This is a genomic window from Planktothrix prolifica NIVA-CYA 540, from assembly GCF_963864145.1.
Taxonomy (GTDB): Bacteria; Cyanobacteriota; Cyanobacteriia; order Cyanobacteriales; family Microcoleaceae; genus Planktothrix; species Planktothrix agardhii.
Genome location: NZ_CAWLTW010000002.1, coordinates 1 through 22,985, shown reverse-complemented (window position 1 = coordinate 22,985; position 22,985 = coordinate 1). Strand labels below are relative to the sequence as shown.

At 43.7% G+C, this 22,985-nt stretch carries 23 protein-coding genes; 13 read left to right on the top strand and 10 right to left on the bottom strand.

The genetic code is table 11. The annotated features are described in order from the left end of the window. Nucleotides 1–5 precede the first annotated feature (5 nt). From AC559H_RS24700 to AC559H_RS24685, 4 genes are all read left to right on the top strand, one after another. Nucleotides 6–830, top strand: coding sequence for a sterol desaturase family protein (locus AC559H_RS24700; RefSeq protein ID WP_081694841.1), 825 nt, complete (start codon nt 6–8; stop codon nt 828–830). A gap of 250 nt (nt 831–1,080) precedes the next feature. After that, the gene (locus AC559H_RS24695; protein WP_026789238.1) at nt 1,081–1,488 is read left to right on the top strand and encodes an SxtJ family membrane protein; all 408 of its coding nucleotides are present in this window, start codon (nt 1,081–1,083) and stop codon (nt 1,486–1,488) included. Beyond that, complete coding sequence (locus AC559H_RS24690; protein WP_235753311.1) at nt 1,488–1,640, top strand: DUF5989 family protein; 153 nt, start codon at nt 1,488–1,490, stop codon at nt 1,638–1,640. The genes AC559H_RS24695 and AC559H_RS24690 overlap by 1 nt, the downstream gene beginning before the upstream one ends. A gap of 29 nt (nt 1,641–1,669) precedes the next feature. Continuing rightward, nucleotides 1,670–2,920, top strand: coding sequence for an SGNH/GDSL hydrolase family protein (locus AC559H_RS24685; protein WP_043938321.1), 1,251 nt, complete (start codon nt 1,670–1,672; stop codon nt 2,918–2,920). An 81-nt stretch (nt 2,921–3,001) separates the two neighbouring features. Here AC559H_RS24685 and ybiA read toward each other — a convergent pair whose 3' ends face one another. Next, nucleotides 3,002–3,442: a riboflavin biosynthesis intermediates N-glycosidase gene (gene ybiA, locus AC559H_RS24680; RefSeq protein ID WP_026796200.1), complete on the bottom strand. Its 441-nt coding sequence runs from the start codon at nt 3,440–3,442 to the stop codon at nt 3,002–3,004. A gap of 306 nt (nt 3,443–3,748) precedes the next feature. On the opposite strand from ybiA, the gene AC559H_RS24675 reads away from it, so the two are divergent. After that, a complete protein-coding gene (locus tag AC559H_RS24675; RefSeq protein ID WP_026796199.1) occupies nt 3,749–5,155 on the top strand; it encodes an amidase in 1,407 nt (468 codons plus the stop codon). A 51-nt stretch (nt 5,156–5,206) separates the two neighbouring features. Here AC559H_RS24675 and AC559H_RS24670 read toward each other — a convergent pair whose 3' ends face one another. Beyond that, on the bottom strand, nt 5,207–6,685 hold the full coding sequence (locus AC559H_RS24670; RefSeq protein ID WP_026796198.1) for an ABC transporter substrate-binding protein/permease: 1,479 nt from the start codon (nt 6,683–6,685) through the stop codon (nt 5,207–5,209). A 58-nt stretch (nt 6,686–6,743) separates the two neighbouring features. Continuing rightward, complete coding sequence (locus AC559H_RS24665) at nt 6,744–7,640, bottom strand: SDR family oxidoreductase (protein ID WP_026796197.1); 897 nt, start codon at nt 7,638–7,640, stop codon at nt 6,744–6,746. Between the two features lie 6 nt (nt 7,641–7,646). Between AC559H_RS24665 and AC559H_RS24660 the strand changes: the two genes are divergently transcribed. From AC559H_RS24660 to AC559H_RS24650, 3 genes are all read left to right on the top strand, one after another. Further along, entirely contained in the window at nt 7,647–8,828 is a 1,182-nt protein-coding gene (locus AC559H_RS24660; RefSeq protein ID WP_148292288.1) for a hypothetical protein, read from the top strand. Nucleotides 8,829–8,893: 65 nt separating this feature from the next. Further along, nucleotides 8,894–9,949 (top strand): alkene reductase, encoded by a 1,056-nt coding sequence (locus AC559H_RS24655; protein ID WP_431602510.1) that lies wholly within the window; start codon nt 8,894–8,896, stop codon nt 9,947–9,949. Nucleotides 9,950–10,369: 420 nt separating this feature from the next. Then, a complete protein-coding gene (locus AC559H_RS24650) occupies nt 10,370–11,722 on the top strand; it encodes a pyridoxal phosphate-dependent aminotransferase (protein ID WP_026789245.1) in 1,353 nt (450 codons plus the stop codon). Nucleotides 11,723–11,827: 105 nt separating this feature from the next. On the opposite strand, the gene AC559H_RS24645 is transcribed toward AC559H_RS24650, so the two are convergent. From AC559H_RS24645 to AC559H_RS24615, 7 genes are all read right to left on the bottom strand, one after another. Further along, entirely contained in the window at nt 11,828–12,607 is a 780-nt protein-coding gene (locus AC559H_RS24645) for an asparagine synthase-related protein (RefSeq protein WP_202806362.1), read from the bottom strand. Then, nucleotides 12,493–13,740, bottom strand: coding sequence for an asparagine synthase (glutamine-hydrolyzing) (gene asnB / locus AC559H_RS24640; protein WP_202806361.1), 1,248 nt, complete (start codon nt 13,738–13,740; stop codon nt 12,493–12,495). Before asnB ends, AC559H_RS24645 begins: the two co-directional genes overlap by 115 nt. 4 nt (nt 13,741–13,744) lie before the next feature. Beyond that, nucleotides 13,745–15,436: an L-aspartate oxidase gene (gene nadB, locus AC559H_RS24635; RefSeq protein ID WP_026796194.1), complete on the bottom strand. Its 1,692-nt coding sequence runs from the start codon at nt 15,434–15,436 to the stop codon at nt 13,745–13,747. Then, nucleotides 15,433–17,079 carry an alkaline phosphatase family protein gene (locus tag AC559H_RS24630; RefSeq protein WP_026796193.1) on the bottom strand — a complete coding sequence of 549 codons (1,647 nt, stop codon included), beginning with the start codon at nt 17,077–17,079 and terminating at the stop codon, nt 15,433–15,435. The genes nadB and AC559H_RS24630 overlap by 4 nt, the downstream gene beginning before the upstream one ends. A gap of 104 nt (nt 17,080–17,183) precedes the next feature. After that, on the bottom strand, nt 17,184–18,149 hold the full coding sequence (locus tag AC559H_RS24625; RefSeq protein WP_081696206.1) for a phytanoyl-CoA dioxygenase family protein: 966 nt from the start codon (nt 18,147–18,149) through the stop codon (nt 17,184–17,186). A 412-nt stretch (nt 18,150–18,561) separates the two neighbouring features. Then, entirely contained in the window at nt 18,562–19,134 is a 573-nt protein-coding gene (locus tag AC559H_RS24620; RefSeq protein ID WP_237745653.1) for a hypothetical protein, read from the bottom strand. A 78-nt stretch (nt 19,135–19,212) separates the two neighbouring features. Continuing rightward, nucleotides 19,213–19,518 carry a hypothetical protein gene (locus AC559H_RS24615; RefSeq protein WP_026796190.1) on the bottom strand — a complete coding sequence of 102 codons (306 nt, stop codon included), beginning with the start codon at nt 19,516–19,518 and terminating at the stop codon, nt 19,213–19,215. Between the two features lie 281 nt (nt 19,519–19,799). Here AC559H_RS24615 and AC559H_RS24610 point away from each other — a divergent pair, with 281 nt between their 5' ends. The 5 genes from AC559H_RS24610 to AC559H_RS24590 all read left to right on the top strand — a co-directional run. Then, on the top strand, nt 19,800–20,204 hold the full coding sequence (locus AC559H_RS24610) for a hypothetical protein (RefSeq protein ID WP_026796189.1): 405 nt from the start codon (nt 19,800–19,802) through the stop codon (nt 20,202–20,204). Then, on the top strand, nt 20,204–20,476 hold the full coding sequence (locus AC559H_RS24605; RefSeq protein ID WP_026796188.1) for a hypothetical protein: 273 nt from the start codon (nt 20,204–20,206) through the stop codon (nt 20,474–20,476). The genes AC559H_RS24610 and AC559H_RS24605 overlap by 1 nt, the downstream gene beginning before the upstream one ends. After that, a complete protein-coding gene (locus tag AC559H_RS24600; RefSeq protein ID WP_026796187.1) occupies nt 20,464–21,930 on the top strand; it encodes a hypothetical protein in 1,467 nt (488 codons plus the stop codon). The genes AC559H_RS24605 and AC559H_RS24600 overlap by 13 nt, the downstream gene beginning before the upstream one ends. Nucleotides 21,931–22,041: 111 nt before the next feature. After that, complete coding sequence (locus AC559H_RS24595) at nt 22,042–22,503, top strand: hypothetical protein (protein WP_026796186.1); 462 nt, start codon at nt 22,042–22,044, stop codon at nt 22,501–22,503. A 233-nt stretch (nt 22,504–22,736) separates the two neighbouring features. Next, a partial coding sequence (locus AC559H_RS24590; protein WP_148292348.1) for a hypothetical protein occupies nt 22,737–22,985 on the top strand: 249 nt, incomplete at its 3' end.

Sequence of the window (22,985 nt, the reverse complement as noted above, 5' to 3'; positions counted from 1 at the left end):
AAACGATGAATGACTCAAGACTATGGTACACTCGTGTTTGCATCAACCTCGAAAGGAAATCAAAACAAAAATTTAGGGGTATAGGAATGGAGTTAATCATTGGGTTGTCCACCATTTTTGTCTCTGGAGCGTTGCTGTCGATTTGGGAGATCAAAGATCCGATACAACGCATTGAATATCGCTCTCAATTTCTGAAAGACTTGATAGCGGCAATCTTGTCCTTAGCTTCAATGCTAATTGTGGCTTATGCGTCTTTGCCAGTAGTCAAACTCATTGTTTCACCCTCAATTTTAGAGTCCCCAATTTGGACGACAATCTTATCTTTACCGTTGTGGATCAGGTTGATTGTTGCTTATATTTTGCGAGACTTTAGCTTTTACCTCATGCATTGGGCTATGCACGCTAGCTCATTTCTTTGGCCCGCTCATCGGTGGCATCATTCCATCCGGCACGTGTGGTGGCTTTCGGGAAAAAGAACGAGCTTGACTTGTTGGCTTTTATACCGATTTGCACCTTTATGGTTTCTTTTATTAGAAATTCCACCAGAAATCATGATTTTGTCTGTGATTCACGCGGGAATTCATGATAATTGGGTTCACTTAAATGTGAAACCCAGAGCCTGGATGAGTGTGATTGAATGGGTATTAGTCACACCTCGCTACCATCGAATTCATCATTATCATCCAGAAGGTAAAAATATGGGAAGTATTTTTACCTTTTTTGATCGCCTATTTGGCACTTACGTTAACCCCCAAGGCTTTGATTTCAACAACCCCGAATTAGATTTTATTGAAGGTGAAATAGAGGTGAAGAGCGTTTTGGGTATTTAGCCGACTTTTCTTTAAAAAATACCGTTCCCGTTGGATTTAAGTTTGGTTTCCCGGCTCCGATAGAAAATTTTGCCAAAAAGCCGATCAACCGAAATGTGATAACGGCAGAAGCTCGCCTTCTATACTCTTTTCAAAAATCTATTCAAAACTTGGACAATCCGATCGGTTAAAATGTTAAATAAATTTGCGGATTTGCAGCAAAGAGACTCACTTGTGAGAAGATTTGGGGAAACGCATTGAGAGCGAGGGTATGGATAATAATGAGCAATTGGATGAAAAAAGTCTCCGTGAATTTGGACTCCTCATGGGTCTCGTTTTGTCCATTGTAGTCGGGTGGTTTTTGCCCTGGCATCACCAACAGCCTTTACCGCTATGGCCTTGGATCGGGTCAGCTTTTCTGGGGTTGCTGGCATTAGCCAAACCGACCTTTTTGAATCCAATTTACATGATTTGGATGAAATTCGGATCGGTCTTAGGTTGGATCAACACCCGGATCATTTTGGGAATTATTTTCTTTGTTGTTGTCATACCTATGGGTTGGGTAATTCGAGGCATTTTCCATCAAGATCCATTACGCATGACGATCGATCCTAACCTAGAAACCTATCGACTCTTGAGTAAAACTAAAGATATCAACCGAATGGAGAAACCTTTCTAATGTTTGAAACGATTAAAGACCTATGGACGCTAATCAACGAAAATCAAAAATATTTTCTGATTCCGTTGGTTTTAACTTTATTTCTTGTAGGTGGGCTAATTGTATTAGCTCAAACCTCTATCTTAGCTCCCTTTATTTATACAATATTTTAAACAGCCGATTTTGAAGTGAGGCAAATTCGATGACACCATTTAAAAGATTCGTCAGGTTTGCTTTAATTGGTGTGTTAATTCTTGGCGGACTTTTCATCGGTGTGGCGATCCCCGAAATCGGCTTGCGAATAGCAGGGATTGAGTATAAGCTGTACCGAATTGTTGATGACGAAAGAGGGTGGACGTATAAACCGGGTGATTCTGGATGGTATCGCTTTGAAGGTGAATCTTACGTCACCATTAATCGTGAAGGTTTCCTTGATCGCGAACATACTAAAGTCAAACCCGACAATACATTCCGAATAGCACTGCTGGGCGATTCTTTTGTAGCCGCTCGCGAAGTCCCTCCAGAAAAAGCCTTTGCTTCAATTTTAGAGCGATCGCTCAATGGATGCGATGCTATGGGTGGGAAGCAGGTTGAAGTTCTGAAGTTTGGAATTGCAGGTTATGGAACCGATCAGGAACTGATTACCCTGCGCCAAAAAGTTGGGGATTACGACCCCGATTTGGTCATTTTGGCAATTTTTACAAGTAACGATATTGCCAATAATACCCTGGTCTTGAACAATCTTTTGTACAATACTCACAAACCGGGCAAGCCTTATTTTGTCTTTGAGGATGGCAAGCTAGTTCTTGATCGATCATTTTTGGAAACGGAAGAATATCGCGCTCAAAAGTCCTGGTCGTACAAAGCCTATGCCGAGCTTAAATCTCACTCTCGATTGCTGCAAGTCATGAGCCGTCTCAAGCAAACGCTGATGCAAACCTGGGCAGAACCTAGAACTGAGGCACTCCAGAATCTAAAACTGATGGTAGAAGACGAAATTTATCGAGAACCCACTGACCCTCGTTGGCAAGAGGCATGGCAAGTCACCGAGGAACTGATCCGGATGATTGATCAAGAAGTCCTTGCTAAAGGTGCCGATTTTTTAGCCCTCACCTTAACCAACGATCTGCAAGTACATCCGAATTCAGCTTTGCGCCAAAAAGCTATGGAAATTTTAGGGGCCAAGGATTTATTGTATCCAGAAAAACGGATTAACGCATTGGGCGATCTCGAAGGATTTAGCGTTCTCAACTTAGCCCCCGATTTTCAAGCTTATGCGGAAGAAAATCAGGTGTGCTTACACGGACACGATAACGCCATTCCCTGCGGGGGACATTGGAATGCTGTAGGACATCAGCTTGCCGGAGAAAAGATTGCTCAAAAGGTTTGCCAAGACTTCAGGATCGAGGAAAATCCCGCCCTCAAGTTAACCGTTAAATCGGAAGTCTATTAAAATAGTCCATACCGTTCTAGAAAACAACAAACACTCACCCTTTTCCTTCAGAGAAAGTTGATCGCGATTAATCTGAGCTTTTCACGAATGACGTAACTCTTGCCGCACAGCCATCAAAATTTCTCCCATGCGGTTTAGCCCGTCGCCATCCTTACCAGAACCCCAATATTCTTCATGCGTCGCCTGTTCCACAATTTGCTCGTCTCCTGTGCCTAAAAGGATTTGGCGAATATCCTCATGAGCTTTAAATTTAGCTAAGGTTGCACGGTGCATAATTGAATCTTTGACCTCTTCCCAATCCGAACGGAGAGGGCGATTGCGATCGCGTCCCATTTGGGTTGCCTCGGTTGGGGTTGGTGCTTGTCTGATGGCTTCGACGTGGTGAGTTCCGGCAAACTTTTGGGCTTGAAAGTAATGTTCGGATGTCGGCCACCAGACACCATCTAATTCAAACCCGTAATCTGAGAAGTTGGAAAAGCACCCATATATCGGGTCGGTTTCTTTAAAAAAGTAAATGGTCATAAGTCGTTCTACAATAAAGAAAAATCGAGAATTCCCAACTATAAATGGCGCGATTGTGCCAAGGGAATCAATCTTGCCAAAATAATACAACCTTTCCTCCACTGTGAACCCACCCCATTCCCCCGTCTCATCCGAAACCTTGCAATGCCTCGCCGAACGGGTCGGCATCGTACTCAAGCCCGAAGAAATCGAGCCACTGTGTCGCATCTATCTCAAGTTAGAACAGATGAAAACGCTCATCCGCAAACCCCGCGACTACAGTAGCCCATTCGCCCATCAATTTCAGGTACATTCAGATCTCCAACCATGACCGAGTTGTACCATTTAAGCCTCTCCGAAGCGGCTTGCCTCATTGCCACTCAGGAACTCTCTCCTGTTGAATTAACCCGTGCTTTTTTAGACCGAATTGACAGACTTAACGACACACTTCACGCTTTTCTCCTCGTTACCCCTGAACGGGCGCTAGCCGCCGCGATGCAGGCTGAAACAGAGATTTCTCAAGGGAACTATCGGGGAGCGCTGCATGGGATTCCCGTTGGAGTTAAGGACGTGTTCGATACGGCTGGAATTCCCACCACTGCCCAATCACGACTTCTGCAAGATCGAATTCCTACCCAGGATGCCACCGTTGTCCGTCGTTTATACCAAGCGGGAGCGATTTTGCTGGGAAAATTAGCGACAAAAGAATTTGCCGGAGGAGGCCCTTCCTTCGATTTATACTATCCACCAGCCCGAAATCCTTGGAATTTGGATCATGTCACCGGAGATTCCAGTACGGGTTCAGGCGCTGGGGTAGCAGCCGGATTGTGTATGGCAGCCTTGGGAAGCGATACCAGTGGCTCGATCCGAGAACCTTCTGCTTTCTGCGGTTTAGTCGGATTCAAACCCACCTACGGCCGCGTCAGTTGTGCGGGAATGATTCCCCAGTCTCCTTCCCTCGACCATGCTGGCCCGATGACCTGGACTGTGCGGGATAATGCCTTGCTGCTTCAAGCGATTGCCGGTTACGATGCCAACGATCCGGCCAGCGCCGCCGTTGCTGTTCCTGACTTCACAGCCCAGTTAGAAGCCGGGTTAGAGCATCGTCGGATCGGGATTGTTCGTCATTTCTATGATCGCGACGGACGAGCAGATCCCGAAGTTTGTGCAGCCCTCGATCAAGCTTATATGACCCTGGGGGAGTTGGGCGCGCAATTGGTAGAAGTGGAATTGCCTCCTTTGGCAGAATTTATCGCCTGCTGTCAAATTATTATGCTCTCTGAGGCATTTACCCTGCATGAACAGGACTTACGACAGCGACCCCATTTGTACGGGGAAGGGTTACGCGGTCTTTTGCTTATGGGAGCTTTTATCAGTGCTGCTGATTATTTGCAAGCTGTCCGTCGTCGCCGGGAACTGTGTTTTGAGGTGGAACAAGCCCTAAAAAATGTGGATGTCTTGGTAACAGCAACAGAATTTCGGGCAGCACCGCCTATTGTTAAAACGCGCCAATTGGATGAGGCGATTAGTTCCGACCCGTTAATGCCATTTAGTGTTACAGGTTTGCCAGCACTAGCCGTTTGTTGTGGGTTTAATCAGAAGGGTTTGCCGTTGTCGATGCAAATTATCGGTAAACCCTTTGATGAAGCGACGGTTTTGGCCGTGGGAAATGCTTACGAACAAGCAACCCCTTGGCGCGAATTCCGTCCAGAATTGATAGTTGAACAGGAATGACAAAAAACTCGCTCGGTGGGGAATCTTCAATGATCGCAGTTTCTAGCTGTTTTAGCTACTTCGTTGAAGTCGCTTTTCTAAAATGTGACCAATCCAGGTTAAAATCATCACCATGAAATAATAAATCGCCCCAGCAAATAGAAGCGGTTCAAAGTAAAGATATTTTTCAGCCCCAACAATCTGAGCGCGACGAAACAGATCGGTAACACCAATGGTAGAGACCAAAGCTGAACTTTTCAGTAATGCGATCGCCTGGTTAACCAGGGCGGGCAAAATGTTCTTTAAAGCTTGGGGGAAAATAATATCTACCATCATCTGGGGGTAAAGAATTCCCAAAGATAAAGCTGCTTCCCGTTGTCCAATATCTACAGATAAAATCCCAGCACGAATAGTCTCTGAGATGTAAGCACCGGAATTGAGGGTAAAAGTTGCAACTCCAGCGAAGAAGGGAGAGATATTATATCCTGTTAACTGGGGTGTGGCATAATAAACGATCGCAATTTGTAGCAGCATTGGAGTCCCTCGAAAGACCGAAGTATAGATTCGGGAAAACCAAATTAGGGGTTTAATCTCAGAAATCTTAAATAGAGCCAGCAGGATTCCCCAAATCAATCCCAATATTGCTGATAGGGCGGTAAACTGTAATGTGACTCCAATCCCTTTAAGAATAAAAGGGAGACTGGGAACAATTTTAGCAAAGGAAAAAATCCCAGGGGTCGAATTGATCTTGGGCTTGGGCGGTGGTTGATTGAGCCATTTTTTAGCTAATTGATCTATTTCTCCTCTTTGTTTCATTTGATTCAAAACAACGTTAAAGCGCTTAGGGAGTGGCGAACCTTTTGGAAAAGCGATCGCATATCCCAAGGGTTCAAGATTAGGAATAATATGGTATTCTAACTGAGGATTTTGAGCGACAAATCCGGGCGCAACTGTACTTTCCAATAAGGTAGCATCTAGGCGTCCGATCTTGATTTCTTCGATTAGATCGCTGATTTTTGCGCGGGTTTCAAGCCTCACACCCGGAATTTTTTTAGCTCTTTTTTCTTGGACAGAAGCTAAAGCAACTCCCACTTTTTTGCCATTCAAATCTGCGTCGGTTTTGAGATTACTTCCCTTTCGAGAAACGATTGTGCTTTTGGTTTCGTAGTACAAATCAGAAAAGTCTACATTTTTCTGTCGTTCTTCAGTTGGAACCATACTAGCGATCGAAAAATCAGCCCGACGGGACTGCAAGGCGGGAATGATCCCATTAAAGTCTGTATCGAGAATTTCAATCTCATAGCCGAGACGAGTGGTAATCATCTTCGCAAGATCGATATTAAAACCAATAATTTCATCGCTTCCTGTGGCTGTGTCTCGATAATTAAAAGGAGGATAGTCCGATGAAGTAACCAGGATTAATGTAGGGCGTTGATCTGTTTCGGCTTTCACAAATCCAGGCTGATTTTGTTGATACCCTAATACCAGTACGATCGCCAATACGACCCCAAATAAAAGGAAAAATACCCATTTGTGTTGGTTTTTTACCACTCTAACTTCCTCTACCTAGACCATCGCCACATTTATCTATTTTGCCAGATAGAGGACTTTAATTTGGATGGCACTGGCAATAAGAGCCTAATTTTAGCTCTTCTAACAGTGAGGGAGCAATGGGTTCCCAATCCAAAAGTTGCCGGACGTGAAGGTTGGAAATCTGCTGATCGAGAACCAGTCCATCTGCTAGGAGTCCGATCTGCTGGCGTGCTACTTCCAGAGATTGGGATTGGATTTGACCGGGAACACCCGCCGGTTGACTGGCTGCTTGAGCAATTTCTCGCAGAGCCAGGGAGCATTCGTCTACAACATTAAAAACCATTCCCGCAGGGGATTGCTCGATCGCTTTGACATAGCAACGCGCCAGATCTTCAACATGAATTAAAGCCCAGTGATTGTCTCCCGTCCCCACAAACTGCACCACTCCATTGTGTCTACCGCCTGCGACCAGTTGCGCCACCAGTCCCCCGCCACGACCGTAGACCATCCCCGGACGCAAGACAACAGACCGAACCTGCCGTTCTTTAGCCGCTAAAACCTGCCGTTCGATGTCTAAACGCCAAGCCATTAAGGGAATGGGATTAAGAGGAGATTGTTCGTTAACGCTGGAGTTAATATTGCCTAAGATCCAGGTTCCACTGGTATAGATGAATGGCTTTCCCGTCCCGGTTAAAGCTGACAACATTTCTTCGACGGCTCGGCGATCGCTATGGGGCATTTTCTCATCTTTCGTGGCGGCTAGATGAATCACCCCATCCACCTGAGAAAGCGCCTCCACCCACTTCAGAGGCTGGTGTATGTCTCCCCTCACTACCTTAAAGCCAAGAGCCTGTAAACGTTGGGTTGCTTGCTCTGAGCGGGCTAAACCTGTAACCTGATGTCCCGCTATTTGTAGGGCTTCAGCCACTGCACTACCAATGTACCCGGTTGCTCCGGTTAGGAAAACTTTCATTTACTTTTGAATTGCGTTCTCACTCAAATTATCATAAAGAATCAACTTCAGTCGGGAGATGAACTCTTGGTAACGATCGCCGTTTTTGGGGTAGGAGATATCGGTCAGTCGATTCTGCGGGGTCTGGCGACCTATCCAGAAGTGACCCGCATCTGGGCTTTTAGTCTAAATGTTCAGCGTCTTGAGTCTGTGGTAGCGGATATCGCCACAATCGCCTATTATCGCGATCGCAACCTGGACATCCAGTTTCAATCCCTCGATTTACGGAATCTCGATCGCCTCACTGAAACTTTGGCTACGATCCGACCGGATGTGATTGTTAATGCCACTACCCTAAGAGCTTGGTGGGTTCCGATGCCATTCTCACCGGAAATACAGCGTCAGTTACAACGAGAAGCACGGCAAGGCCCTTGGCTTCCCCTTCATCTTACTTTGACCCTCAACCTGATGAAAGCGAGACAGCAGGGAGTTCCCGATACCCCAGTGGTGAATATTGCCCTTCCTGATCTGGTTAATCCCGTTTTAAATCAACTCAATTTAGCTCCGACCTGTGGCGCGGGAAATTCGGAGTTTCTACACGCGGCGATCGCCTATATTGTCTCTCGTCGCTTGGGAATTCCGATAACGGAAATTCAGGTGGAAATGGTCGCCCATCATTTTCACTGTAATTATTTTTGGGGGAATTTGGCAGAAATCGAATCTTTAGAGCATCGACCGTACTGGATCGGGGTTTTTCATCAGGGAACAGAGATAACACAGGAATTAAATCCCCAGACCTTGTTTAAGTTGGCTGGAGAACAACTTCCCCAGGGTCGAGTCATGGCGGTGCGGACGGGAGAATCGGCGGTGAAAAATATTATGCGTTTAGTGAGGAATGATCGCACCCGAACTCATGTTTGCAGTCCTCTGGGTCATAGTGGGGGCTATGATGTCCGGTTGAGTCGCGATCGCCCTGAAATTCTTTACCCCCGCCATCTGTCCCTAGAAGCAGCCCGACAGATCGAAGCTCAAGGACTGATTGGCGATGGAATTCAATCGATTGAACCTTCGGGGGAGGTGATTTTTACTTCTGAAGCGAGTGCTGCTATGAACCGAATTCTGGGATATAATTGCCGGAGCCTCAAGCCGGAAGATTCTGCTGCGCGGGCTGTTGAGTTGATCGAACGTTTAAAGCAATACCCGTTATGAGTGCCGATGTGAATTTGTTTTCGCCCGTCAAGCTCGGTTCATACACCCTACGAAACCGAATTGTGATGGCTCCTCTGACACGGAATCGAGCCGGACGGGGAAATGGTTGTGTCCCCCTCAATGCCCTCTATTACGCGCAACGGTCTTCGGCTGGGTTGATTATTGCTGAAGCGTCCCAAATTTCTCCCCAGGGAGTGGGGTTTCCCCAGACTCCGGGTATTCACTCAGCCGAACAAGTGGAGAGCTGGCGACTGGTCACGAAAGCAGTCCATGAGCGGGGAGGGTTAATTTTTCTGCAATTGTGGCACGTTGGACGCATTTCCCATCCTGACTTGCAACCTCAAGGGAATCTGCCTGTTGCTCCGAGTGCAATTGCAGCAACGATTGGTATGGCTTCTACAGAGGATGGAGATCGCCCGTTTGTTACTCCTCGCGCTTTGGAAACTGAGGAGATTCCTGGGATTATTCAAGATTATCGTCATGCTGCCCAAAATGCAATCGCGGCTGGGTTTGATGGGGTGGAAATTCATAGCGCCAATGGCTATTTGCTGGATCAGTTCCTTCAAGATGGCTCAAATCAACGAATTGATCGCTATGGCGGTTCTATCGAAAATCGCGCTCGCTTATTGATGGAAGTCACGGAAGCGGTTGTGGAAATCTGGGGCGGTGATCGGGTGGGCGTTCGTCTTTCCCCCAGCAACCAATACTACAGTATGTCTGATTCTGATCCTCAAGCTTTGTTTAGTTATGTGGTCAAGACTCTCAACTGTTTTGATCTGGCTTATCTACATTTGATTGAACCTCGGTCAAATACGGATGCTTTTAATCGCTGGGTTCAACGAGAGAACGACCCCAATGAACCGGAATTTGGGTTGCCCTGTCGCTACTTCCGTCCCCTTTTTAAGGGAACGATTATTTCAGCAGGAGGTTATGATCGCGATCGCGGAAATGCTGTTTTAGCCGCCGGAAATGCTGATCTAATTGCTTACGGTAGGCTATTTATTTCTAACCCTGACTTACCTAAAAGATTTGCCCAAAATGCCCCTCTGAATCCCTACGATCGAGCTACATTTTTTGGCGGAGGTGCTAGGGGCTATACCGATTATCCAACGGCTTTTTGACAGTCTCCGCCCTATAAGGGTGAAGATTCTTCGTTCATATTTGTAATATAAATTTTAACTGAGTTGAAACTCTTTACATTTCCCGCAAAAAAAGTTTATCGTTCATTGACTTCAATATGGTAGGATAAGGCTGAGGTGGCAATCAATAGCCTGTGAGTCCTATTGAGTAATAGTTTCATCTAGCACCCCATCCCCAAAGATGAAGTTAGTGATCGCTTCGAGCAACGAGGCAGGTTCATCACGAAAAAGTCAGGTTTTCAAACCGGGCGTTCACAAACAACGCACATTTATAGACGTTAAATTATCCCTATTTTTTATAGAGTAGTACGGTCAAAGCCTTATCCTATATCCTAAGACACTTTCACCTGTAGCCCGAAGCGCCTTGAAATTATAAAACTGTTCTTTAATAGATAGCCCTCTATGTTCAAAAGCACAAAAACTCCAAAAAAACGGCTGAATCTTGGTGGGAGCATTTCCCTAAACTTACTCCAAGCTGAAAAAATAGGTCAAATCGAAAGAGCGCACCTAGTCGCCAATCGAATTCTGCGTTTAAATGCTATTGAAAAAGGAATTGAATTTATTGATATGGGTACGGACTACTCCTACCCATTTTATCATGAATACGAGCCGACTCAACAAGCTTTACAATCTTTAGGAAACCACGCCAATGAAGCATTACATTATCCATCTTCTTATGGGTTAATTAGCCTGCGTAGTTCTTTTCAAAACTTTATGTCAAGTCAGTTTAAGATCGAGCTAGATTTGCATAAAGAAATTATGATTACAACGGGAGCATCCCAAGTTTTTGATGCCCTATCTCGGTCTTTTGGTGGAAGTTATGTGCTAATTCCAGAGTTTACTTTATCTACAGTAGCAATTATTGCCAGTGGGAATGGAGCAAAATTAGTCCGTTTACCGAGTGGGGAATCTGGATTTTTTGATTTGATCAAAGCGGAAAGTATCATCAATAATTTGCCGGAGAAATCGATCCGTTTTATGTATTTTAATTCTCCCTGTAATCCAACCGGAAAAGTAGCTGGACGGGAGTATCTAAATCAATTAGTACAATTTGCATTAAAACATGAAATTCTAATTTTACACGATATGGATTCGTGGTATACCACTCACAACTCAAAAACGGATTTGATCAATATTTTAGAAATTCCAGATGCAAAAGAATGTAGCCTCACCGTATTATCACTGAGTAAAGAGTTTGGATTACCGGGACTGCGAATTGGTTTGGTGGCGGGAAATGATTATGTGATCAATGCAATTCGGATGCACAATTCAACTTTTTCTGTAATGATTCCAGAAGTTTGTCAGTATGCGGCAAAAGCAGCCTTAGATAATTTTAATGCTGAACAACAAAAACCCGAAATCAATGAATATGTCAGCTATTTGATTCAAAAATCCATCGCTGGATGGCAAAGTATGGGATGGCCGCCAGAAGCCATTGACTGTCCAGAAGCAGGGTTCAAATATTTACTCTCAGTCCCACCGCATCTACAATCTCAAGGTGGATTTACAGCAGTTGAATTATTTGATTATTATATCCTGAGTCGAGCTTATATTAAATTATCAACCATTCGCTCTTTTAATCCAGAAAGCCATCAATATATCCGGGTCATTATTATGCAAAATGAAGCGCTGTTAGATGAAGCCTTCAGAAGAATGAAAGAGATTGGTGTAGATTATCATTCGATGAAATTACCCGATTCTCTGAGTCAAGAGTATACCACCCTGATTCAAGAAAATATGAGCGGAGATTTTTAGCATCTTCCGCTTACTGCGAGGCACTGAGCGTTCGACTGATCTCACGCCGAAGTCTTGTCGAAGTGTTCTCTATTCCCAGTACATCGCAGTTCCTAGAGCGTAGCACTATAGTCCGAACCGTTGTTGGAGACAACATGAACTAAGCATTTTCATTAATGTAACATCCATTGTCGCTTGCTGGCTTTCACTCATTTTCGGTAGTTGATCGAGTAATTGGATGACTGCTTTATGGTCATAAAAAGGAACAGCAGCCATTGCTGAACTGCGGAGAGTATCTTGCATGAATTGATGTAAGGGTTTCTGGGGTTGAAAACTTGAAGGTGGAACCAGAAAAGGATGCTTTTGTCGAGAGTAAATGGTTTCTGTAATAAAAGGGCGGGTGGCTTCTCGCAATATATATTTTTCGGTAAAACCATTAATTTTCAATGAAATTGGTATCCGACAAATAAATTCCACAACTCGATGATCCAAAAAAGGTAATCGTCCTTCCAAGGAATGAGCCATCTCTACCCCATCCCCAAGCATTCTCAAAATGTAATTGGGTAAATGAGTTTTTGACCATAAATATAAGGATTGATTGACGGGTTCTCGTTGATGAAGTTGTCCGGCAACATCGATATGATTTAAAAATAAACGATAAGCATCTCGCTTATTAAAGCGATCGCGAAATGCTGAGGAATAAACCGGAACAGATTTGAGGCGAACTCTTCTCTCCATCCAAGCCGGAGTGAATCCTAAGCTCTTAAAAACGCTTTCTAAATCTTCAGTTTCTACGGCTCCAAATTGACCGGGAGAAATTTTGTTTTTTGTTTTAATACTTCTAAAAGTTCTTGCCTTCTCGATTCTTCTAAGTCTTGAGTTCCATGACGCAACATATCCACACAAAAATGAATATAGCCGCCCAATATTTCGTCGGCACCTTCTCCAGTTAAAACAACTTTATATCCGGCATTTCGGGCGGCACGACTTAAAATATACTTGGCGGTTGTGTGAGCGTTATAACAAAGCATTTCACCTTGACAAACTGCATCGGCAAAGTTCTCAGCTAAGTCGGATTGACAAATAGGAACAACTTGGAGATTGGCTCCTGCGTGTTGGGCAGTTTCGGCAGCAATGGCTTCTTCATTATATTCAGTGCGATCAAAGCTGAGGGTAAATGCCTGAATGGGTTGGGTAGCGTAGCGAGATGCAATCCCTAATATAGCTGATGAATCCAAACCACCACTAAGATAACACCCAACAGGAACATCAGCTCTTAAACGAAGTCGAATTGCTTCATCAAGGATGTCGCGAAGTTCTTCCACATATTCTTGTGCTGAAATTTGATGTTTCTTTGTCTCAATTTGCGGATAATCAAAATCCCAGTAACGATGCAGTTGGATACCTGAGTCTGATGCAAGCATAAAATAGCCCGGTGGCACTTGATAAATATTGGAAAATAGCGTATTGTGGGGCGGTAATACACCACTGTCGAGCAGATGAAATGATTCCCAATCCCACACCGCAGGGACTCCGGCTGCTAAGAGTGCTTTCACTTCGGAGGCGAGGTAAAGAGTTCCTTGGTAAACAGTGTAATATAGCGGTTTAATCCCAAATCGATCACGGGCAGCGAATAAAACTTGGTTGCGTTCGTCCCACAAAACAAAGGCAAATTCCCCTCGCAGATGAGATAAACATTGGGTTCCGAAGCGATCATAAAGATGCAAGGCAATTTCACTATCAGATTTTGTTTGTAGCCAATATCCCCATTGCTTTAATTCTTGCTGAATTCGCTCAAAATCATAAAATTCTCCATTGGCAATAATCCGTAAACTTCCATTGCGATTAGCAATCGGCTGATCTCCAGAATTAAGATCGATAATGCTGAGTCTAGTATGTCCTAAACCGACGCGAAAATTGTCAGCAATCCAGATACTTTGCCCATCTGGCCCACGATGTTTTAGTGATCCTACTGCTCTCTTAAGCTGAGATTCTGTGATTATCCCTTTCAATCCAAATAATGCAACAATACCACACATAAATTTAATCTCTTCTGGTAGGAATGGAAGTACAGCAATCACCTTTTATAACAGTATGAATTTGCCACTCAGAGTGAGTTTTGGGATAGTCTAAGCGGTAATGTCCACCGCGACTTTCAGTGCGAAACACAGCACTTTTAAGAATTAAATGGGCGATATCTAATAAGTTCAATATTTCCGCTAAAGATTTTAAGTATTCAGCATTTTCTGGAGATAAAAATTGAACGGTGTGTTGCGACTTTAGATTGAGCAAATATTGACTAATTTCCCAGTTTTTAAACTCATTTTGCCAAGTTTTGATGGTGGCGATGGCGGATTCCATAACAGTTTGGGTGCGACAAATCCCAGCACTATGCCACATTAAAGCCGCTAAATCCTGTCGGCAGGTGGCAATGCGATCGGCGGATGGAGCGACACTATCGTTAATTTTAATTCGCTCTAGAGATAGTGGTTCTAGGGATGAGTAGAAATTTCCCTTTATTTCCCCATCCAAATCGCTCTCAATTCTAGCCAATTGGGAAGCAAAAACCAAGCATTCTAACAGGGAATTACTCGCCAACCGATTAGCACCGTGAACGCCCGTACTTGCCGTTTCCCCAATTGCATATAACCCAGAAATTGAGGTACGATTCATCACGTCACAAGCAATGCCTCCCATCCAATAATGGGCAGCGGGGGCAATCGGTATCAAGTCGTTAAAAACATCAATTCCCCATTGCTGACACACTTGAATAATATTTGGAAACCGATAGCGAATTTTATTAGGCTCTATAGGTCGCATATCCAAATAAACATTGGCATTAGCAGGATTTTCCGCAGTTTTTTCCAAGTGGAGATATATCGCCCGACTAACCACATCTCGAGGAGCTAATTCTCCAGAGGGGTGATAATCAAAGGCAAAGCGTCGCCCCTCGCGATCAACTAAATGAGCGCCCTCTCCCCGTACTGCTTCACTAATTAAGAAGTGAGGTACCCCCGGTTTCATTAATGCAGTGGGATGGAATTGGAAAAACTCAAGATCTCGAACCATCGCCCCCGCCCGCCAAGCGATCGCGATCCCATCTCCGGTACTCACCGCGGGGTTGGTGGTTTTAGCAAAAACCTGACCACCGCCCCCCGTTGCTAACACCACAGCTTTTGCTCTGATCCCCAAAATTTGGTTTTGGTAGAGGATATTTATTCCCTGACAGTGGCGGGTTTTGGGATTCAGCCATAAACTTAGGCTGACTGCTTGGGAGAGAACTTGAATATTGGGGCGTTCCAATACCTTGGCAATCAACACATCTACAATTGCCCGCCCAGTGGTATCGCGAGAGTGCAAAACTCGGGGGTAAGAATGTGCTGCTTCCAGTGTTGTGGCTAAAACTTCCCCCTGGCGGTCAAAATCAACACCCAGCTTCACCAAAAAGGCGATCGCTTCAGTGGCATGATCCACTAAAAACTGTACTGCTTCCTGATCACACAATCCCGCTCCAGCTTTTAATGTATCTTCCAAATGTTGGTTTGGCGTATCTGGAGGATAGATAGCGGCAGCAATTCCCCCCTGCGCCCAGGGACTTGAACCACTTTTAAGTGAGTTTTTTGTTACTAACCCCACCCGCAAATGAGAGGGAAGGCAAAGGCTGGCATAAAGTCCAGCAGCACCACTCCCAACCACCAAAATATCAAATAGGTTCGGAACTTCTCGTTCAATCATAAGAGTGACTTACCTTCAAAATATTCAGCGTATGGTAATCCCATCAACTTTAAAATCGTTGGTGGTAAATCTAGGACATGACCCTCCGGGAGTTTGGAACCCGGAGTAATTCCTAAACCTTTGGCAATTAAAAATCCTTCCGGGGGATGGCCACCAGTACGATGATGTGGAACTGGGCCGATACGCCCAAACTGGGGACTATCAACCACATCACTGGGACAGTCTGCCATCACCACCACGAGATCGGCATTGGGTAAGTCCGGATCTTGATCTAGAACATTGTCTCGAGTCCGCACAACCTTTTTAATCACTGATTTTCCAGTTCGCGCATCTTTGAGATTGTATAGATGCTGGGTCAATTCTTCACATAGTTCATCATAATTGTCAGGTTCGACAATGCCCTCAGGTTCTCGACCTTTTAGGTTAATCCGAACAAATCCTTCTACGGCAAATGTTGGCAGTGCAAATGCTTTCATTTTTGGCCAGAAGGGTTTGTACCACATGGTCGGTTGCCAAGCGTACAACGACTTTTCTTTGTATAACTGAAAGGGAGAATTTAAATCGGGTGAAGTTTTTGACCTGAACCATTGATCGATTGCTTCTTGCAATTCGTCAGAAACTCGTCCTCTTAAAAACCGTTGAATTGGATTGCGATCGGACTTTAACTTCCAAACTTCGCTAGCCCAAGTTTGGCTATCCAAATTAGGGACAATGGGTGGAGGAAGAGGGCTATCTTGACCCGCTGCGAGGGCTACTTTGCCTGGAAAACTAAACCGATACAGTAACTCTGGTAAAAACACCATACTGGGTAAATCGGTTGAGTTATTTGTCATTCCTTGTAGGGAATAAATGAGAATATGAGCATCTTGAGGAGCAGTTTCGATTAGCTCTCCGATCGCCCGATCAGTCGCTTCGTAGAGTTCAAGCATTAAATCGCCAACCGCCCCATGTTTATCTTTGTACGGATACAAGGGATGATCGGATTGACTGAGATGATAATAGTGATGCCCAGCCGGATGAGTTTCACTAAATCCGGTTAAAAACAAGTCCCAATTTTGTTGCTTGAGTAAAAACTTACAGATATCGGCTCGGCGAGAAATGCCTACTTTGAGATCGTCACAAAACTTCTTAACAATGTCTGGATTCCACCAGTTATTGATAAAATCACGTCGAAATGTCGGATGTTCACCAAACTTGCTCACCAAGTCCGCTAATAATTGAGGAGGATGGGAGTTATTGAGTACATAAGGAGCATGACACCCCCATCCTAAAACCTGTACACCTTGAACTTTCTCGGATATAGTGGTTTGAGGTATATCAAAAACGGCAATTTGAGCGTCCCCAGCTAAACTGTAAAATGGAGGATATTGAATAAAGTTATAGGATTGCTGCTGACGTTCCATTTCGTAGGTACCGTTTTGGAACTTTAAAGGCCCCCAATATCCAGTGGTTTTAGGCATACAACCTGTTAAAAATATTGTCCATTTTGTTTCGGTTGTATAATAGTCGATGTTTTCGAGTCTACCTGAAGCTCCTCCTTCTAACAACTTTGCTAAATTTTTGAGATGTCCCTGAGAGACCCAGTTTTCTATTAAATTGAGATCGGCAGCACCAATTTCGATGGCTAAAATGGGATTATTCATTATTAATTATTAATTAATTTTGCTAGAAAAGATTGTGTTTTTCAAACTATTAATTACTGTTTATCTAGGTTTTGAATTGATCAATTCAAAACTTTCAAGAATAACTATTTTTCACCCTGTCGTAGATTGCCTTCCCATAATACAGGACAAAAGACAGGATCGGTGTAATCCGGTCTTCCATCTGCTAATTTCCGGCAGACAAGATCGTTATTGTGAACATGGACATTACCGTTTTTTTTGCGGTGGATACGATACTGATTGTCTCGATCTTGCAGATGGAAAGCAATGGCAATTCGGGGTTGATTGCTAGTATTAGAGGGACTACCATGAAAAGTTAAACAGTGATGAAAACTGACTTGTCCCTTTTTCATGTTCATAGGCACTTTCTGAATCGGTCTGCCCTGAGCATGAGCCATCAAAATGTCCTCTTGTTCCGTGCGATCGGATTTGGCAAAATGGGAAAACCATTGTGGCGTTCCATTGGGGTCAGACCAAAGATGGCTGCCATCAATCATGGTCAAGGTTCCCATGCTTTCATCACAATCATGTAGGGGAATCCAAGCACTAATCATATTTTCTGATGTGCAGGTTTTCCAATAGCCGCGATCATGATGCCACCCGATTGTGGTCTCCACCGATTGAGTATGAGGTGGTTTATAATACAGGCTGCTACTGAACAATCGAATTTGATCGCTACCTGTTAGTAAAGCAGCAATAGCCCCAATTAGAGAATTCTGGGATAATTGATAAATTTGTCGGTTTTGCTGGACAAGAAACTCATTAATTCGTAAACCGTTTCCCTGATTAGGTGTCCAATCCTCAAAATCCGGTAGCGTTAGGGTTAACTGACCCTCACGATCACCTCGATAAAAGCGTTCGATTCCTTGGCGAGCTTGATCGATTTCTGATTCGGAAAATATCGGTTTGGAAATATACCAACCCTGTTGTCGGTAGAACTCGATATCTGTCTCAGACGGCAGAAGCTGACGTTGATTCGAGTTTAGAACCCAACTTCGAGGGTGATTTTCACAAGTTCCCACATTTGTTACATTCGACTTGACTGTGTTCATCACAGTACACTAAGTACAGGCAGAATCAAGTTTTTTTTTACAAAAATTGACATTACAACGTTAATATGACCCAAGTTGTAGTTTCTCCCCATTCTGAACGCTGGAAATTAGAAGATGGCGGAAATAGAAGGTTCGTGTCACCAGGTGCAACCTTGTAAAGTTTTGTAAAGGTCAATTGTCCCAATGGCTGCAAATTTCAGAATTCTGATAGTGTTAACCTCAAAGATTACATCCTAAAGCGGTTTTGAAGATATCACCAGAATTTTAGAGAGTGCCAACATTCCCCCGCCGGAACTTTTAATTTTATTCATCCGAATGAAAAAAACCTAAAGCTTTTCCTAAACTGGAATTTTCCCAAAAAGCCTGTCGCTGAGAATGAGTCATCACTTTTGTTGTGCCTGCTCTAACCTGATTAGAGGTTGAGGCTAGTTGGGACTCCCCATTCATTTTCTTGTCTGTAACAGAAGGCTTTTGCTTCTTTCTTAGAAAATTTGAACGCATATCCATCTTCTCCCGGAGCGATAGTTGTCGGCCCCAAACACTGCATTTGGATTACATCTCTATAGTAGTTGATAGCATCTTCCAATGACACTAACACAATCAGTGTGTCGGTTCCTGAGCAACACTGCAATCCCACCTGTACAGCGTACCAGATTAACCATTTGCCTATGGGTACAATCAAACGTTCTGAGAGTTGTCCTCTACTGGCGGGGTTAGTCTCCAGATGTTCTATCTCCAGAAATTCTGGGGAGGTAGAATCAGAATAGGGATAAAGACCATATCGAACTAATCCCCAAAGCTGTTTATCGTAAATTAGTTTAACGATGTTTTGACAATCAAAGTCCGTTGCTTGCCACAACAATAGCCAGTTAAATGTCCAGTCAGTCGGCATATCTTCCTCTGTTGCTGGAGTTAGTAAAGCTGTTTGTTGAGTCCCAGTTTGCGCTAAAACGGATACCTTAAATGATTTAATGGGTGTCATCATTCATATTTATTTAAACAGAAAATCATAGTTTTTATTCGTGGCAATTGGCAGTAATTGGCAGTTAAGAGTCTCGCTTCATCAGTCATCAATATTAAAATAATTCTTTAATTTATCAGATTCAATATTATCTAATTTTTTACCACTAGCCGACTTTCTGATAATTTCCTCAATGTCAGGGGGAATGGTGCAATCCCTTATCCTTGGTTGCTCACCAATCAAGGGTAAATGTTTATCAAGCCCCTCACGAATAAAAAATCTAATTTGCTGTCCTAGATTGCGTTCACAAGCCACAGCAACCCGTTCGAGTTCGGGACGCAAACCCTCTAAGTCAACTGTCATCCTGTCACCAGCCATCGTTGAATTTCCCCAAATGTCACCAATCATATACAGAATAACATCTCAAGAGTATATAAGAAATTCTAATCATACAAATATTGTGCATTTTGGTGAAATAAAGTGTATATTAGTTCTAATAGCACCCTAGACCATCCCCTGCTAGGACTCCCGATAGAGCCATAGGACATTCCAGAGACGCTATAGCACCTACTGAGAGGCTTCTAGCTTCTCTATACCCCGAACCTCGAAAACTTAACAGCCTAGCCACATCCTCAAAATCAGAGGCTCAACTGTGGAAAGCATTAACCATTTCAACTAACACAAAACTAATGGACATTGGGGTTTATATTGGCACTTCTGCTGACTTATTAAGGGAATGGGAAGCTAAAGGATGGATGATTTCTAAAGATGATTTAGAAACTCTCAAAGCCATGCACAAAACCCTTGAAGGTTACGAGAAATTGTCTAAGGAGTACGGAAAGGAACTCGGAGCTTTTAGTCGAACAGAAGCCAAGTTAGTTGGGACTGTAACTAAAACTATTCCCAAGGTTGCCGGGGGGAATTTTGCCCAATATGCAGCTAATCAACGGCTTAATTCTGATATGGATAAGATAGCTGTTGAGTATCAGAAAAACATCGCTCTGAGGCAAGCAGAAGCCCAACAACTGCAACAACAACTACAACAGCAGAAAGCACGAATACAAGAGCGTAAGGAACGCTTGAGAGGTGGCTAATGAGTCGATTTAGTCTTTACTTTGGAACAGGTTTAGCGAGTACAGGAGCCGGACATTTTTTAAGTCTAGTTTCCCGTTCCGTCCCTAACTTTAGCTGGCTGTATTGGTCAGTTTTTTTGGCTTTAATTGTCGTTTGCTTGGTGATGTGTACTCGAATCGGTAGACAAATTTATTCAGGACAGTTCGCAACTTCTCCTAATGTCCTATTGACACTTTCATCAATTACTTTAATTACATATTTAATGGGGGTGATTTGGGGTTGGGGTTTTTAGATGAATTTTTAGACTGGTTAGAAAATCATGAAGCTGCGGTATCTTCTATTGTTTGCTGTGGCTGTGGCTTCATTTCATTGGCTTGGTCAGTTGTAAACCCTGGACTAAACCCTTCTAGGTTTTATGCTTCAGGTTGTGCGGGGTTATTTGGGGTGGGGGCGATCGCCACTGCTATCAAGGGACTGAAGGAGGAGGAACGCAACATCATCAAACGAGATACCAGCGATGAAATATTCGGCTTGTATCAAGCTGCGGAAATCCAAACTGTTCAAAATGTCTTGTTCCCTCCTTCTCCCATGCCCACACCGCCGGGGGTAATGAACACCTACTATCAAATGCAATTTAATCAAGGGTCTGAACTTGATTTCTACAACTGGGATGATTTAGCCGATGAAGCTTCTGGAATATTAGTTGGGGGTAACTCCGGCAGTGCCAAGACTTCACTCGCTGCTGGTTTTATTGTTGGAAAATTAACCGCCGTTACCCCTGCGGAAGTGATTGTACTTGACATTCACCAACAAAAAAATATCATCTGGCAACAGATGGGCTTCCCCCGTATCGAGTCCGATGTTCAGGTAATTTATCAAGTTCTCTGTTGGTTGATTGAGGAAATTGAACGGCGAAAACATCAAGACGGACACCCGATAATTGTCTGCCTGGATGAAATCAACGATACCCTGAGCGAATTAGAACAACTGGATACCATTAGCCCCTTGCCTGGTAAACAAAAACGCAGAAATACTTTTATCTATGCCATCCGCAAACTTTCCAATGCCCGGAAGTTTGATATCTGTTTGTTGGGACTCATGCAAAGCCACAATACAGAAGCCATAGGCATTGACGGGAAGTTTAGGAACAACTTTTTACTAATACTCTGTGGTGCTTCTGCTAGGGGAGAAATTCAGAATGTTTGGAAGCACGACACTCCAGGGTTTCAGTACATCAAAAATGCAGCTTACCCGGTTGTAATTAGCGGTTCAAACCCTCTCCAGATAGCAGAACATCCCACCCATAAGCACCATGCTCAATACAAGAAAAAAGGCAACGCTCCGGCTAATTTGATACAGCCTAGATTCCTTGATAAATCATCAATTCCGGTCTTTGAATCGGAACAATCAGAAGACTTTGATGAGGATTATCAACCCCGTCAACCTTCAAAACCTGAACCACATTTACCCCGGTTTAATTTTGATAAAGCACCGGAAAAACCAAAGGTTAACCAAATCATTAACGGAGTTGAGTTACAGCCTGAATGGTTAGAAATCCTTGAACTAGCTAAACAGAATGGGTCAATCTCGACCCGTGATGTTTACCGTTCTGCATTGGGTCAACGCCTGAAATTAAACGCAACAACCGCCCGTTATATTCTCGATAAATTGGCAGAAGCCAAACTAGGAACTGTTGCAGAAATTAACGGCAGTTTCACCTTTACCCCTAGTCCTGACATGGCATGACATGACCTGACATGACTTTATAACGGGGCTTATGCCAGGTTATGACCTCCCATGTCACCTTATGCCATGCCATGCCATACCAAGGTTTATTAATATTAGCTCGGTGAAAATATGCAAACAATTAACATTACTCCGACAGCTTCAATACTGGATGAGAATAAACCGCCTAGATTGATATTGTTAAAAGGTATTGCGATCGCTACCATCACAGTTAGCTTGATTGGGGGAATTATTCATGTAGTTAATAGCCGTCAAACTATCACCAAGTCATCTGCACAGCAACAACCTAAACCCGATATTAGTAATCAGAAATTAACAACACCTACTGAACCGCCCCAAGTTCTTGTAAAAAAACCAGAGAAGCCTATTGTTATTGAGGAAGGATCAGATGCTTTTTATTGCTTACAAAATAAAGGCGGCTCCGGTTGCCTTGACCGTGATAGGTTTGCTCCTAACTTTAAAGTTGTTTCACCACCTCAACGGGTCAAAACTTATGAAGATTATTTGATTCAATATGGGGTTAGGGAGTCGGGGGATTGTGGGAGGTATTTTAATGGCCGTCCAAACTGCTAGGACTTAGACAATCCTGACGGGCTAATGCTTTGGGCTTTAAATCTAAGCCTTTCTTACGCGGCGAGATTAAGTTGCTGACTCGTAGAGATTTATTAAATGTTACCGAGATTAATTGATTTTTCTACCATTTAGGCTTAAATTTAAATCACCCACAGTAGAAATTGCAAGACTTCTGCGGGTGATAGTTGTTTCTTAAACTAAACCGGGATGTCGAAAAGACAAACCCGAAACTTATGGTTATATTAACACAGTCAGGGCATAGTGCAAGAGTTTCTTCAACTTTTTCTCCAGATTTTCTCAAGGAATCCCATTTTATTGAATGGCAAGGCTCTGGAGTCCATCAAAATATCATTGGTCTAAACGTTGTTAGCCTAGAAGGATATCAACCCGCCGAGTACCTGCTTTATTCGCCACAACTCAAGCGACTCAACACCGGAAGACTCAATAGTTCTACCCTCCACACCTATCAACACTTGGAATCT

Excerpts from the sequence above, each read along its gene's own strand:
- AC559H_RS24675 (WP_026796199.1), top strand. The coding sequence starts at position 3,749 with ATGACCGAGTTGTACCATTTAAGCCTCTCCGAAGCGGCTTGCCTCATT.
- AC559H_RS24690 (WP_235753311.1), top strand. The coding sequence starts at position 1,488 with ATGTTTGAAACGATTAAAGACCTATGGACGCTAATCAACGAAAATCAA.
- AC559H_RS24685 (WP_043938321.1), top strand. The coding sequence starts at position 1,670 with ATGACACCATTTAAAAGATTCGTCAGGTTTGCTTTAATTGGTGTGTTA.
- AC559H_RS24665 (WP_026796197.1), bottom strand. The coding sequence starts at position 7,640 with ATGAAAGTTTTCCTAACCGGAGCAACCGGGTACATTGGTAGTGCAGTG.
- nadB (WP_026796194.1), bottom strand. The coding sequence starts at position 15,436 with ATGATTGAACGAGAAGTTCCGAACCTATTTGATATTTTGGTGGTTGGG.
- AC559H_RS24695 (WP_026789238.1), top strand. The coding sequence starts at position 1,081 with ATGGATAATAATGAGCAATTGGATGAAAAAAGTCTCCGTGAATTTGGA.
- AC559H_RS24650 (WP_026789245.1), top strand. The coding sequence starts at position 10,370 with ATGTTCAAAAGCACAAAAACTCCAAAAAAACGGCTGAATCTTGGTGGG.
- AC559H_RS24630 (WP_026796193.1), bottom strand. The coding sequence starts at position 17,079 with ATGAATAATCCCATTTTAGCCATCGAAATTGGTGCTGCCGATCTCAAT.
- AC559H_RS24595 (WP_026796186.1), top strand. The coding sequence starts at position 22,042 with ATGCAAACAATTAACATTACTCCGACAGCTTCAATACTGGATGAGAAT.
- asnB (WP_202806361.1), bottom strand. The coding sequence starts at position 13,740 with ATGTGTGGTATTGTTGCATTATTTGGATTGAAAGGGATAATCACAGAA.
- AC559H_RS24610 (WP_026796189.1), top strand. The coding sequence starts at position 19,800 with ATGGACATTGGGGTTTATATTGGCACTTCTGCTGACTTATTAAGGGAA.
- AC559H_RS24655 (WP_431602510.1), top strand. The coding sequence starts at position 8,894 with ATGGCTCCTCTGACACGGAATCGAGCCGGACGGGGAAATGGTTGTGTC.
- AC559H_RS24615 (WP_026796190.1), bottom strand. The coding sequence starts at position 19,518 with ATGATTGGTGACATTTGGGGAAATTCAACGATGGCTGGTGACAGGATG.
- AC559H_RS24700 (WP_081694841.1), top strand. The coding sequence starts at position 6 with ATGAATGACTCAAGACTATGGTACACTCGTGTTTGCATCAACCTCGAA.
- AC559H_RS24605 (WP_026796188.1), top strand. The coding sequence starts at position 20,204 with ATGAGTCGATTTAGTCTTTACTTTGGAACAGGTTTAGCGAGTACAGGA.
- AC559H_RS24625 (WP_081696206.1), bottom strand. The coding sequence starts at position 18,149 with ATGAACACAGTCAAGTCGAATGTAACAAATGTGGGAACTTGTGAAAAT.
- AC559H_RS24620 (WP_237745653.1), bottom strand. The coding sequence starts at position 19,134 with ATGATGACACCCATTAAATCATTTAAGGTATCCGTTTTAGCGCAAACT.
- ybiA (WP_026796200.1), bottom strand. The coding sequence starts at position 3,442 with ATGACCATTTACTTTTTTAAAGAAACCGACCCGATATATGGGTGCTTT.